The following is a 12356-nucleotide window of genomic DNA, read 5'->3' as shown; positions in this document are numbered from 1 at the left end:
CCTACAGAAGCGAGTGCCAGATACGGACTACCGGGCGCTCCACAAACCTGTAGGAGCCAGCGGGCGGCGATCCGGCTTGCCGGCGATGGCGTCATCGAATGCGCCGCCATCATCCCTGGCAGCTCGCTGCGATCATTGCCACACAGGCTGGCCTGAAACCTCGAGCGGTGCGAAGATGCGCGCCGCAAACCGGCTTGCTAAGGAATGGCATCATCAAAGCGCTCACTGCTCTCGTCCTGCTTGGGACACTCGCCCTCTCGGGCTGCGGCACCCTGATGGCCCGTGCCAGCAATCAGTACATCTCCTACGACTTCTACAAAGGCACCCAGCAGAATATCCAGCTGCTGACCATGCGTGACGCCCGCGGCTACGACGGCTACGCCACGATCTACTGCTGGATGAGCATCGTCTGCCCGCTGGTGGCGGTGGTGAGCCTGCCGGTGGATGCTGCGGTCGATACCGTGCTGCTGCCCTACGACGCCAAGGGCGTTTATTACTGAAGCCGCGTTTGGTCGATAGCGGCATGGGTGAATGGACCACCGCTATCGCGAGCAAGCTTCGCTCCTACAGAAGCGAGTGCCAGATACGGACTACCGGGCGCTCCACAAACCTGTAGGAGCCAGCGGGCGGCGATCCGGCTTGCCAGCGATAGCGATCTCAAATGCGCCGCTGTCATCCCTGGCAAACATCGGCAAACCGTCACCACTCAGCCCGCCACCACAGGCTCGGCCAGCACCCCACGCAACCGGCACGGCGCGCCCAGGCGGTCGAGCCGTGGCCGGCCGAACAGGTAGCCCTGCCCCCACTCGCCGCCGCAGGCGGTGGCGAGGGCGCGGTCGGCTTCGCTCTCGATGCCTTCGATGATCACGCAAGGCGCCAGGGTCTTGCACAGCTGCACCAGGTGTTTCAGGGTCTGCACGCTGTTGGGTTCGCTGCGGGCGCGTTGCAGGTAACCCTGGTCGATCTTGACCATGTCGGGGCGGGTCTGGCGGATGAATTCCAGGGTGCCCAGGCCTGCGCCGAAGTCGTCCACCGCCACCCGGCAGCCCAGCTCGCGCAGGCACAGGACAAACTCGATGGCCGCCTCGGGGCTCGGCGGCGTGGCGCTTTCGGTGATTTCGATCACCAGGCGCGCAGCCACCGAAGGCGCGTCGCGCAACTGCGCGAGGGTGGCGGACCAGAACGGATCGATGATCGCGCTCTGCGCCGAGATATTGCAGCCCAGGCGCAGGTGCTCGTCCTCCAGCAGGCGCTCGATCACGCACCCCACCACGCTGCGGTCCAGCTCGCGCATCACCTGATGGCGCTCGAGCATGGCGAACGGGTAGACACCCTTGCCCGGCTGCTCGACATGGCGCAGCAAACCTTCCTGGTACAGCACCCGGTTGGCGTCGGGCAGCCACACCACCGGCTGGAAGGCCAGCGCCAGTCGCCCCTGCGCCAGTTCCCGATAAAAGTCTTTGACGCTTTGCATGACAGATCCGTAGTCGAAGCGGCGACAGCGCGCCGGGTGGGTTGGCCAGGATGCGTCGGCGCGCCCGACGAGATAATGGCTCATTGCCACTTATGATCCCCCCTGCCCGAGCGGCTCGAAAGTGTTCCCGGATACCTTTCGTTTGTCCTTGGAAACACCGCACCGCCCTTTCTCGACTGTGGCCCAGGGTTTATTGCGATCATGCGCCGGCGCCAATGACATCAATTAGCCACCAGTCCAGGAAGTACTATGCACAGAATGACCGGCACCAGTTTCCGGGTGCTTGCCGATGTCCTGACCGATGCCGGCGTCAAGGTCGAGGCCTTGCTCAAGCGCCACGGCAGCAGCCACCAGGAGGCCTGTGAAAACCCCACGGGCGTCAGGCTGGAGCTGGTCTACGCGGTGCTGCAGGACGCCGTGCACCTCTGCGGCAACCCGGACCTCGGCCTGCTGGCGTACACCAAGGCCCACCCGGCCAACCTGGAAGTGCTCGGCTATGCGCTGATGTCCGGCGCCACCCTGGACACCGCGCTGCAACGCCTGGTGGACTATCACTCGCTGGTCAGCAACGGCTTTTACCTGTGCCTGGAGCGCAGCCCCCAGGCCGTCACCCTGATCGGCTTCGACCTCGCCCTCGAACCGGGCCTGGTGCCGCGGGCCTTCATCGATGCCGGCGCCGCGCAGACCCTGGGCCTGGTGCACTGGCTACTGCCCGGGCGCAAGCCGCAACCGCTGGCGGCGAGCTTCACCTACCCGCGGCCGGCGGACACCCGTGCCCTGGAGCGCCTGCTGGGGCCCAACCTGCAGTTCGACGCGCCCTACAACAGCCTGAGCTTCAGCCCGCGCGATTGCGCGACCGCCCTGCCCAGCGCCGACCCGGCCCTGGACGTGCTGCACATGGAATACGCGCGCAGTCGCCTCAAGCTGCTGCTCGATGGCTCGATGACCGCGCAGGTAAGGCGGGTACTGTCCGAACGCCTGGCCCAGGGCGGGCCCAGCGACCTGCGGCATATCGCGCAGTTGGTGGGGGTCAGCAGCCGCAGCCTGCAACGGCGCCTGGGCAGCGAGGACATGCACTTCTCGGCCCTGCTCGACGAGGCACGGCTGATGCTCGCCCACAGTTTCCTGCGCAACTCGGCGCGCAGCGTCAAGTACATCGGCGCCCTGCTCGGCTTTCGCGACCAGAGCAGCTTTCACAAGGCCTGCCGCCGCTGGTTCGGCATGACCCCGGGGCGTTATCGCCAGGAAGGCTGAACACAAACGACCAAACAAAAACTGTAGGAGCGAGCTTGCTCGCGATGGACGTTAACGATTGCGCGTACCGACTGGATGAACGCGGCGCTCTTGAGTCCATCGCGAGCAAGCTCGCTCCTACAGGGGGGGCAGGATTCAGCGATGGCTGGCCTGCAATGGCGGCTGCGCCTGGGGCATGGCCGAAGAGTGGTGGTTGAGGATCTTCCACTGGCCGTCGATGCGCTCGTAGAGGAAGGTGTAGCGCGCCTGCACCTGGCGGGTCGCGCCACCGGCTTCGTGCAGGGTGAAGGTGTAGACGCCGCTGTCCATGGCCGCGTCCGGGCCCAGGTGGCGGATTTCCCGGTAGTTGATCTGGCCCACCGGCTTGCCCGCGAGGAAATGCTCGAAGTAATCCTGGATCTGCGCCGGGGTGGTGCGCACCTGATTCGATACGGTTGGCTGAAGGATCGCGTCGGCGGCGTAAAGACTGGTTACGTTTTTTGCGCTGCCGGTTTGCAGGGCCGCGTTCCAGCGATCGAACAGGCCGGCGATCTCCCGGTCGCCCTGGCTCTGCGGCTGCGCGGCGACGGTGCGGTACACATAAGGCGTGGCGTCCAGGGCCTGGGCCAGGGGCGCGGTCAGGGCCAGCAACAGGGCAATGGCGGGGGTTGGCAGTTTCATCGGAAGGCTCCAGTGGGTTTCAATGCGCCCACTTTGCCCACCCGGCACAACCTCGCCATCGGCCAACCGGTGCCGGCGGCCTATGCCATTCGGCAGATAGGCCCACAGCCGGCAAGCAGGTCTAATGCCTGCTCGCGAGCGCACGCCCTTCACGCTGGAGCCTGTTTTTCATGCAAAGCCCGACTCACGACCCCGGCAGCGCCCTGGCCATTCGCAGCCAGTATCGCCAGTCGCAAAGCCGCGCGGCGCGCCTGCGCCTGTTGGTGGACACCGGCCAGGAACTGACCCAGTTGCCGCCCGCGGCCATGCGCCAGCGCGCCCTGCAACGGGCCTGTGCCTTTATGGCGATGGACCACGGCCTGCTGCTGGAATGGCACGCCGCCCAGCCGCCCCGGGCCACCGCCCAGCATGGCAGCAGCGAACGCCTGGCTGCCCTGCACCCGTTGGCCAAGTCTGCGACCCTGCACCCCGAATGGCTGCCGCAGACCGATGCCGCCCTGCCCCAGGTGCTGCGCATTCCCCTGCCCGGCGCCGACGGCCAGGCCTTCGGCGCGCTGCTGCTGGCCAACAGCGTGGCCCTGGCCGCGCCCGACAGCGAGGACCTGGAATCCCTGCAACTGCTGGCCACCCTGTTGGCCGCGCACCTGGAAAACCAGCGCTTGCTCCAAGCCCTGCAAGCCCGGGAACGGACCATGTCGGAGCTGGTGCACCGGCTGTTCAGCGCCCAGGAGGACGAACGCAAGCGCGTGGCCTACGACCTGCACGACGGCCTCGCGCAAACCCTGGCCGGGCTGCACCAGCGCCTGCAAGGTTTTGCCGGACGCTGTCCGACATTGCCGCAAGAACTGCACAGCGAACTGCAAACCATCCTGACCCTGGCCCAGGGTTGCGTCGGCGAGGGCCGGCAGTTGATCGGCGGCCTGCGCCCCAACGTGCTGGACGACTTTGGCCTGTACAAGGCCATCGACAAGGAAGCCGACCGCCTGCGCGACGCTGGCATCGAAGTGCACTGGCAGCAACAGTCCGGCGCACGCCTGCCGGGTGCCAGCGAGATCGCCCTGTTCCGCATCGCCCAGGAAGGCATCAACAACATCCTCAAGCATGCCCGGGCCAGCCGCGCCGAGTTGAGCCTGCAACTGGCCGATGGCCAGGCCCGGCTGACGCTGGCAGACAACGGCGTCGGCTTTGCCCTGGACAGCCCGCTGTCCAGCTGCGGCGGCCAGCACCTGGGGCTGGCGGCGATGCAGGAGCGCGCCAGCCTGCTGGGCGGCGAGCTGTCCTGGCACAGCACCCCTGGCGATGGCACCCGCCTGCAAGCCCGGGTGCCGCTGCCCACAGTTGGAGAACACCCATGAGCCCTGCCCTGCGCCTGGTGCTGGCTGACGACCATGAAGTCACCCGCACCGGCTTTGTCGCCCTGCTCGCCGGCCACCCGGAATTCGAGGTGGTCGGCCAGGCCCGCGATGGCCAGGAAGCCCTCGAGCTGTGCGAGCGCCTGCAACCGGACATCGCCATCCTCGACATCCGCATGCCGCTGCTCAACGGCCTGGGCGCGGCGCGCCTGCTGCAACAGCGGCAACCGGCGATCAAGGTGGTGATCTTCACCATGGACGACAGCCCCGATCACCTGGAAGCGGCGATTGCCGCCGGCGCGGTCGGCTACCTGCTCAAGGACGCCAGCCGCAGCGAAGTGCTCGGCGCCCTGCAACGGGTGGCCCAGGGCGAGGAAGCCCTCAACAGCACAGTCAGCGCCCGGCTGCTGCGGCGCATGGCCGAACGCAACGCCGGCGGCAACGGCGGCACCCAAGTCGTCGCCCTGACCGCCCGCGAACGCCAGGTGCTGGGGCTGGTGGCCGGCGGTTTCAGCAACCGCGAGATCGGCGAAAAGCTCGGCATCACCACCGGCACCGCCAAGGCCCATGTGGAGCGGGTGATCGGCAAGCTCGGCGCGGCGGACCGGACCCAGGCCGCGGTGCGTGGCATCGCCCTGGGGCTGGTGGCGCAGCCCGCGGGAGACTGGCCATGAGGCTGCTGGCGAGCCGGCATTGGCTCGACCTGCCCCTGCGCAGCAAGGCGCTGGTGGTGATCTCCCTGCCGCTGGTGATCCTGCTGCTGTCGCTGGTGCTGATCTACATCACCGAACGCCAGACCGCCCGCGCCGAGGAAGACGTGCGCCGGGTGCTGCTGGTGCAGGGCGATATCCAGACCGTGCACACCCTGCTGGCCGAAGCGGCGGCCAGCGTGCGCGGCTACCTGCTGACCCGCCGCGAAGACTTCCTGCCCAGCTACGAGCGCGCCCAGCCGCTGATCCAGGCCGCGCTGCAACGGCTGGACAGCAACATTCGCGATGCGCGCATGCGCGATCACCTCAAGGCCATCGCCCCGCTGATCGGCCACAAGCTCGACGGCCTGGTCGCCCTGCGCAACGGCCGGCCCGATGACAGCGCCAGCATCACGGCGATCCTGATCGAGAACAAACAGGTGCTGGACGTGCTGCGCGAGCAGATCAGCGCCATGCGCATCCGCGAAGACGGCTTGCTCGCCGAGCGCAGCGCCGCGGCCTCGGCGACCCGCATGCGCCTGCTGATGGCCACGCTGCTGGCGGCGCTCTGCGGCCTGTTCGGGGCGATTGTCGCGGTGCTGTTCTTGTCCAAGGGCATCGTCGCCCGGGTGCAGCAGGTGCAAGGCAACGCCCAGCGCCTGGCCCTCGGCCAACCGCTGCGCCCGCAGGCCCCGGAACAGGACGAGATCGGCCAGCTCGGCACCCGCCTGGTGGAGGCCGGGCAACTGCTGGCCGAGCGCGAGCGGGCCCTGCGCGACAACGAAGAGCGCCTGCGGCTGATCATCGACGGGGTCAAGGACTACGGGATCTTCGCCCTCGACACCCAGGGCCGGGTCACCACCTGGAACGCCGGCGCCGAGCGGATCAAGGGCTACCGCGAGCAGGAAATCCTCGGCCGACACTTCTCGCTGTTCTACCTGGCGGAAGAATGCCCGGCGCACCCGGACATGGCCCTGCGCGAGGCCACCCGCGACGGCCATTACATGGAAGAGGCCTGGCGCTGCCGCAAGGACGGCAGCCGCTTCTGGGCCAGCGTGGTGATCACCGCGCAGTACGATGCCAGCGGCGCGTTGCGCGGCTTCTCGAAGATCACCCGCGACATCACCGACCGCCGCGCCGCGGAAATCGCCCTGCGCACCGCCCGCGAAGAAGCCGAAAGCGCCAGCCGCGCCAAGAGCGAATTCCTCTCGCGCATGAGCCACGAACTGCGCACCCCGCTCAATGCCATCCTCGGTTTCGCCCAGTTGCTGGACATGGACTCGCCCAGCGGCCAGCGGCCCCAGGTCGGGCATATCCTGCGCGCCGGCCAGCACCTGCTGACCCTGATCAACGAGGTGCTGGACATCGCCCGCATCGAGGCCGGGCACTTGCCGCTGACTGTCGAGCCGATCGCCCTGGCCTCGGCGCTGCACGAGGCCCTGACCCTGGTCTCGCCAATGGCCACCGACGCTGGCATCCAGCTCGCTGCCCTGCCCGCGCTGAGCGAACACAGCGGGGTGATCGCCGACCGCCAGCGGCTGATCCAGGTGCTGCTCAACCTGCTGTCCAACGCCATCAAGTACAACCGGCCCCAGGGCCAGGTGCGGATCGCGGTCAAGGTCCTGGGCCCGCGGGTCGAGGTGGCGGTCAGCGACACCGGCGCCGGCATTCCCCTGGAGCGCCTGGACCAGCTGTTCCGGCCCTTCGAACGCCTGGGTGCCGACCCGCGGGTGGAAGGCACCGGCCTGGGCCTGGCCCTGAGCAAGAGCCTGCTGGAAATGATGGACGGCAGCCTGCGGGTCCACAGCACGCCGGGCCAGGGTTGCTGCTTTACCTTGCAACTGCCGTTTGTCCAGGTGGCCGCGGCCGGCGCGCACCGCCCCCTGGAACAGCAGGCCCTGGAGCAGCAGGCGCTGGAGCAATCGGTGTCGGTGCTGCCGGCCCGGGTCGAGACCGTGGAATACCGTGGCCAGGTGCTGTGCATCGAAGACAACCTGTCGAGCCTGGCGCTGATCGAAACCCTGCTGCAACGCCGCCCCGGCATTCGCCTGCTGTCGAGCATGCAGGGCCAGATGGGCCTGGACCTGGCGCGTCAACATGCGCCGCAACTGATCCTGCTGGACGTCAGCCTGCCGGACCTTGCGGGCCTGGAGGTGCTGCGCCGGCTGCGGGAGTCGCCGAGCACCGCCAGCACCCCGGTGCTGATGATCACCGCCGACGCCAGCGCCCTGACCCACCGCGCCCTGCTGCAGGCCGGGGCCACGGCGATCCTGACCAAGCCCATTCATATCCCGGCGTTTCTCGCCCACCTTGAGCAACATCTACCGGAGCCCGCATGAACCACGATTTGCGCATCCTGATCATCGACGACCAGCGCCCCAACCTCGACCTGATGGAGCAGCTGCTGGCCCGCGAAGGCCTGCACAACGTGCTGAGCAGCACCCAGCCGCTGCGCACCCTGGACCTGTTCAACAGCTTCGAGCCGGACCTGGTGATCCTCGACCTGCACATGCCCGAGTTCGATGGCTTCGCCGTGCTCGAACAGCTCAACCGGCGGATCCCGGCCGACGACTACCTGCCGATCCTGGTGCTGACCGCCGACGCCACCCGCGACACCCGCCTGCGGGCCCTGGCCCTGGGCGCCCGCGACTTCATCAGCAAGCCGCTGGACGCCCTGGAAACCCTGCTGCGGATCTGGAACCTGCTGGAAACCCGCGCCCTGTACAAAGCCCTGCGCCAGCAGGTACCGGCGCAGCAGATCGAGCTGCTGCGCCGGCATCGGCAGTGAGTGGGCTGTCGACCCTAGAGGTTGTACTCATCCAGCCTCGGCGAGTCGCCCACCTGCTCGATCGACTCGGAATCGATGTCCGGCAGGTTTTGCGGCTGGTAGCTCAGTTGGCTGCCCCACGGCTGGTCGCTGTTCAGCGGCCCCTTCAGCCGAGCGGCCACTGAGGCATGGACCCGGATTTTCTGTCCGTTTTCAGGGGTGGGAATCTCCCGCGACCGGGCTTTGCCGAACGGCGGCATCGAACCGTACTCACGGGTTCGCTTGTGGGTCTTCGGGTTCCAGACCAGGCGCGGCACCCACTCGGCGATCAGCCAGTTGCGGGTCAGGGAATTGTGGGCCTGGGCCAGCGGATCCTGTAGCACAGAGGCTGGATAGAGTTCAGCGCGACAGGCCTCGACATCGATGCTCAACCCGGCCTCCAGGCACTCGCCGATCATCCAGCGCAAGGCAATCAACGCCAGTTGCGACTCGCCGACCGGGTAACCGCCACCAATATCGGCATGCACGCCGGCGAACCAGACCTGCTTCAGGTTCACGTTCTTGTCCTCTGTCCAGAGGTTCTGGCGGAAAAAGCTGCGGCGCTCGTCCAGGGACACCGCATGGCGGATGATCTTCACGTCCTCGTTCCTGCGGGTGTAGGGAACGATCAGCGGGTCATACACCCAGCCCACCGAACTCACGGTGTCGAACAGCCCGAGAAAGTGAATGCTCACCTTCCGGGCAAAGCTGCCCTTGAACGCCTCCATCAAGTCGAAGTCCGGCTTTTTATCCGCGCTCATGCGCCACCAGGTGTAACTCATGGCCCGTTGGCGATTCGGTTTGGAATTATCAGCGGATCGCTGGCGAGTGGTCAGCAGTGACCAGGCAAAGTCCATCAACTGGACCTGATGGGCCGGCAACAGGCCAATGGTATACAGCAGCGCCGCCAGCACCCGCACCGCGTAGGAGCCGCGGGAGAAACCGAAAAGGAAGATCTGGTCGCCGTCCCTGTAGTTCTCCATCAGGAAGCGATAGGCATTGAGCACGTTGCGCTTGATACCCCAGCCGAACATCAGCCCGGCGATGCGCGACGGCACCTTCTGCCATTCGAACAGGGTTTCGCTGAGCCCGAAGGTGCCCACGCCCTGGTCGTAATAGGCCAGCAGCGTTTCGCTGTCCTTGGGCAGCGAGCGAAACAGCCGGACCACGTTGGTCGGCTCGTCACTGAAACGGTTGTTGGTGCCGTCGATGCAAACAATCAGCTGGCGCGCCTTGATCCTTGTGTTGTCCACGACCTGGTTCCCTCGAGAGTCGTCAAGTGAGGTTCCCGCGCGGCCAGTCGGCCAGGCGAGGACCGGTGTCACCCTACGTCCGTGTCATGACAACTGCTGCGGTAAAGCCTGAAGGGCTATCCAAGGCATAGCAGCATTAACGGCGCCCGGCCATAAAAACCCCTCCACCGGGAGGGGCTGGTCACCGACAAGCCTTGCCTGGGCGCTAGAACCTGCCGCCCAACGGATACTCGATCGCCAGCCGCAGCTGGTCGGCATCCAGTTCGGCCTGGGCCTTGTTGCCGCGGTGCACGGCGTGGCGCAGGGTGACGGCGAGGTTTTTCGCCGGCCCGGACTGCACCACGTACTTGGCCTGCAGGTCGCGCTCCCAGTGCTTGCCGCCTTCGCCGTAGCCCAGCCAGGCGTAGCCGCCGCGCGGGTCCATGTGGCTGCCGTCGATGCCGCTGCCGCGCACATACAGGGCACTGAAAGTCAGGCCGGGAACCTGGTAGCCGGCCATGTTGAGGTCGTAGCGGGCCTGCCAGGAGGCTTCTTCAGGGGCGTTGAAGTCCGACAGGGCCACCGCGTTACTGAGCAGGATCGCGCCGCGGGTGACGTAGTCGTAAGGCGTGTCGCCGTCGACCTTCTGGTAGCCCAGGCCAAAGCTGTGGGCGCCGCTCCTGTAGGTCGACATCAGGCTCCAGGTGGTGTTGTCGATGCGCCCGGACAGGGCCTTGCCGGTGTCCTGGGTGCGGTACAGGTTGAAATCGAACGTCAGGTCCTGGCCCTGGCTCAGCGGCAGGTTGTAGAGCGCGCCAAGGTACTGCTGGCGCCAGGTGTCTTCGTACAAGGCGCTGAACAGGCTGGCGTTGAGGCCCTTGATCGAGGTGTTGCGCACGCCGATCAGGTCGAAGCTGTCGCCCTGCTTGCCGTTGGAATAATTGACCACGAAACCCTGGTCGTGGCTGCTGGCGTTACGGTCGGTGCTTTCGTTGAAGTGGCCGCCGTACAGCGTGGTATTGCTCAGTTCGCGGCTGGTGAGGAACCAGCCGGTGGCGGTCTCGGGCAGCAGGCGGCTGTCGGAGGAACCGAACACCGGGGTCTTGACCCGCTGCTCGCCGTAGCGCAGTTCGGTGGAGGAAAAACGCAGCTTGGCCACCGCGCCGCCACGGCTGAATTCATCCTTGGGATGGCCGTCGTTGTCCACTCCCAGCAGCCGCGCCTTGCCGGCCCGGCCACCGCCGCTGTCGAGTTTCCAGCCGGAATAGACGTGGGCATCCAGGCCGAAGCCGAGCGTGCCCTGGGTGAAACCGGAGCTGTAGTCGGCCATCAGGCCGTAAGCCCACTCCTGCGCCAGGTCGCTGCGTTCGGCGCGGGGTTTGTAGGCATTGCGCGCGCCGTTGCTCAAGGAACCGTGCTCATAGTCGCGACGGTCGTAGAGGCTGCGGTTGAACAGGCTCCACTGGCTGTCTTCGATAAAACCCTTGGCATTGTCCTGCTCCGCGGCCAGCGCGAGCAGGCTCTGGCCTCCCAATGCCAACAGCAGGGTGTGTCGGGTCAAGGTCTTCACTGTCGAACTCCCGAAAATCGATAAATGGCGGGCGATATCAGGCAGTGCGCCGCTGTACGGGCGCACCACCGGGACCCCAACTCAGAGGTATTTGAGGATCGCGATATCGCGGCGACGCTGCTTGAGGCCTGCGAACCAGCGTGTCGGGAAGAACAGCAGCACGCCGAGGATCAGGCTCCACAGCCAGACCCCGGACAGGTTGTCGAAGCCGTAGTAAGTGCCCTGGTTGGCGCCCCAGATGGCCACGGCCACCAGGTACATGGCCTTGAGCACGTACAGGTGCAGCAGGTAGAAGAACATCGGCGCGCCGCCGTAGATCGCCAGTTGCGCGGTCGACCAGCGTTCCTGGACCCTCTCGAAGTACGCCAGGAGGATCAGCCCCAGGCCCAGGGTCGGCATCAGGAACATCAGCGACGGCGGGTATTTCTTGGCGCTCATGAAGCTCATGAAGGTGCGCAGCGCATCGCCGGTCTGGACCCAGGGCTTCTCGCCGTAGACGTTCAGGTAGCGAATGAACACGAAGGCCACCAGCAGGCCGACGCCGACCTTGAGCAACCGCGAAATCCGCGCCGCCGGTTGCATGTCCTTGCCGAACCACGGGCCGATGGCCCAGCCCAGCAGGATCACCCCGATCCACGGCAGCACCGGGTACGTGGTGCGGGCCCGGGTGAACTCGGTGATGTCGATGAACACCCGCTGGTGCAGGATCGACCAGGGCACGAAGAACGGCGACTCGGGGCCCACCACCACGTCATCCAGCAGGTTGTGCCCGGCGACTATGGCCACCCCCAGGACGATCAGCCAGCCGCGTTTGAAGTGCAGCAGGCCGGCCAGCACGATCATGCAGATGCCGATGCACCAGATCACCTGCAGCCACAGGGTCTTGGGCGGGAACTCGGCGTTCCAGGCAAAACACACGAAGGTCAGTTCGAGGAACACCAGGAACAGGCCGCGCTTGAGCAGGAACACCGAGGTTTCCCCGAGGCTGTGTTTCTGGCTGTAGAGCCAGGCCGACAGGCCGGTGAGGAAGATGAACACCGGCGCGCAGATCTCGCTGAGCAGGCGGGTGAAATACAGGTCCGGGGTCACGCTCAGGGCGTCGATCGGGTCGGTGACCTGGCGATGCAGGAGGAAGGTCTCGCGCACGTGGTCCACCAGCATGCACAGCATGACGAAGCCGCGCAGGGCATCGATCGCCAGCATCCGCGTATTGGCCTTGGCCACGCTGCCCGCCAGCGCAGGGGACGCAACGCCCGCCTGCCCTGCCAATCCAGTAGAAAGGGTCATATCAGTCACTCATGTTGAAGGTCGTTAAGCCT

The 12356-nt window shown here is 66.5% G+C and carries 11 protein-coding genes; 6 read left to right on the top strand and 5 right to left on the bottom strand.

The window, feature by feature from the left end; all coding sequences use genetic code 11:
- The first annotated feature begins 194 nt into the window (after positions 1-194).
- Entirely contained in the window at positions 195-500 is a 306-nt protein-coding gene (locus PVZ78_RS24610) for a YceK/YidQ family lipoprotein (RefSeq protein ID WP_028684074.1), read from the top strand.
- A gap of 206 nt (positions 501-706) precedes the next feature.
- On the opposite strand, the gene PVZ78_RS24605 is transcribed toward PVZ78_RS24610, so the two are convergent.
- Entirely contained in the window at positions 707-1474 is a 768-nt protein-coding gene (locus PVZ78_RS24605) for an EAL domain-containing protein (RefSeq protein ID WP_053269129.1), read from the bottom strand.
- A gap of 249 nt (positions 1475-1723) precedes the next feature.
- Between PVZ78_RS24605 and PVZ78_RS24600 the strand changes: the two genes are divergently transcribed.
- Positions 1724-2728 carry an AraC family transcriptional regulator gene (locus tag PVZ78_RS24600; RefSeq protein ID WP_016705170.1) on the top strand — a complete coding sequence of 335 codons (1005 nt, stop codon included), beginning with the start codon at positions 1724-1726 and terminating at the stop codon, positions 2726-2728.
- A 135-nt stretch (positions 2729-2863) separates the two neighbouring features.
- Here the strand turns inward: PVZ78_RS24600 and PVZ78_RS24595 are convergent, their stop codons facing one another.
- Positions 2864-3388 carry an SgcJ/EcaC family oxidoreductase gene (locus PVZ78_RS24595; protein WP_009049155.1) on the bottom strand — a complete coding sequence of 175 codons (525 nt, stop codon included), beginning with the start codon at positions 3386-3388 and terminating at the stop codon, positions 2864-2866.
- A 170-nt stretch (positions 3389-3558) separates the two neighbouring features.
- Between PVZ78_RS24595 and PVZ78_RS24590 the strand changes: the two genes are divergently transcribed.
- Genes PVZ78_RS24590 through PVZ78_RS24575 form a run of 4 tightly spaced genes read left to right on the top strand, consistent with a single transcriptional unit; the run spans position 3559 to position 8217 of the window.
- On the top strand, positions 3559-4743 hold the full coding sequence (locus PVZ78_RS24590) for a sensor histidine kinase (RefSeq protein ID WP_038632621.1): 1185 nt from the start codon (positions 3559-3561) through the stop codon (positions 4741-4743).
- Complete coding sequence (locus PVZ78_RS24585) at positions 4740-5414, top strand: response regulator (RefSeq protein WP_009049157.1); 675 nt, start codon at positions 4740-4742, stop codon at positions 5412-5414. Before PVZ78_RS24590 ends, PVZ78_RS24585 begins: the two co-directional genes overlap by 4 nt.
- Positions 5411-7768 (top strand): ATP-binding protein, encoded by a 2358-nt coding sequence (locus tag PVZ78_RS24580; RefSeq protein ID WP_273829406.1) that lies wholly within the window; start codon positions 5411-5413, stop codon positions 7766-7768. Before PVZ78_RS24585 ends, PVZ78_RS24580 begins: the two co-directional genes overlap by 4 nt.
- Complete coding sequence (locus tag PVZ78_RS24575; RefSeq protein ID WP_009049159.1) at positions 7765-8217, top strand: response regulator; 453 nt, start codon at positions 7765-7767, stop codon at positions 8215-8217. The genes PVZ78_RS24580 and PVZ78_RS24575 overlap by 4 nt, the downstream gene beginning before the upstream one ends.
- A gap of 14 nt (positions 8218-8231) precedes the next feature.
- On the opposite strand, the gene PVZ78_RS24570 is transcribed toward PVZ78_RS24575, so the two are convergent.
- From PVZ78_RS24570 to PVZ78_RS24560, 3 genes are all read right to left on the bottom strand, one after another.
- Positions 8232-9488, bottom strand: coding sequence for a T6SS phospholipase effector Tle1-like catalytic domain-containing protein (locus PVZ78_RS24570; RefSeq protein ID WP_273829405.1), 1257 nt, complete (start codon positions 9486-9488; stop codon positions 8232-8234).
- 205 nt (positions 9489-9693) lie between these two features.
- Complete coding sequence (locus PVZ78_RS24565) at positions 9694-11037, bottom strand: OprD family porin (protein WP_028684081.1); 1344 nt, start codon at positions 11035-11037, stop codon at positions 9694-9696.
- An 81-nt stretch (positions 11038-11118) separates the two neighbouring features.
- Positions 11119-12324, bottom strand: coding sequence for a DUF1624 domain-containing protein (locus PVZ78_RS24560; protein WP_038632625.1), 1206 nt, complete (start codon positions 12322-12324; stop codon positions 11119-11121).
- Between the last annotated feature and the right edge of the window lie 32 nt (positions 12325-12356).

It is taken from the genome of Pseudomonas sp. SBT1-2 (assembly GCF_028640875.1).
GTDB lineage: Bacteria > Pseudomonadota > Gammaproteobacteria > Pseudomonadales > Pseudomonadaceae > Aquipseudomonas > Aquipseudomonas chlororaphis_I.
Note: the sequence above shows the minus strand (reverse complement) of the source record. Positions and strands in the feature narration are given on the sequence as shown.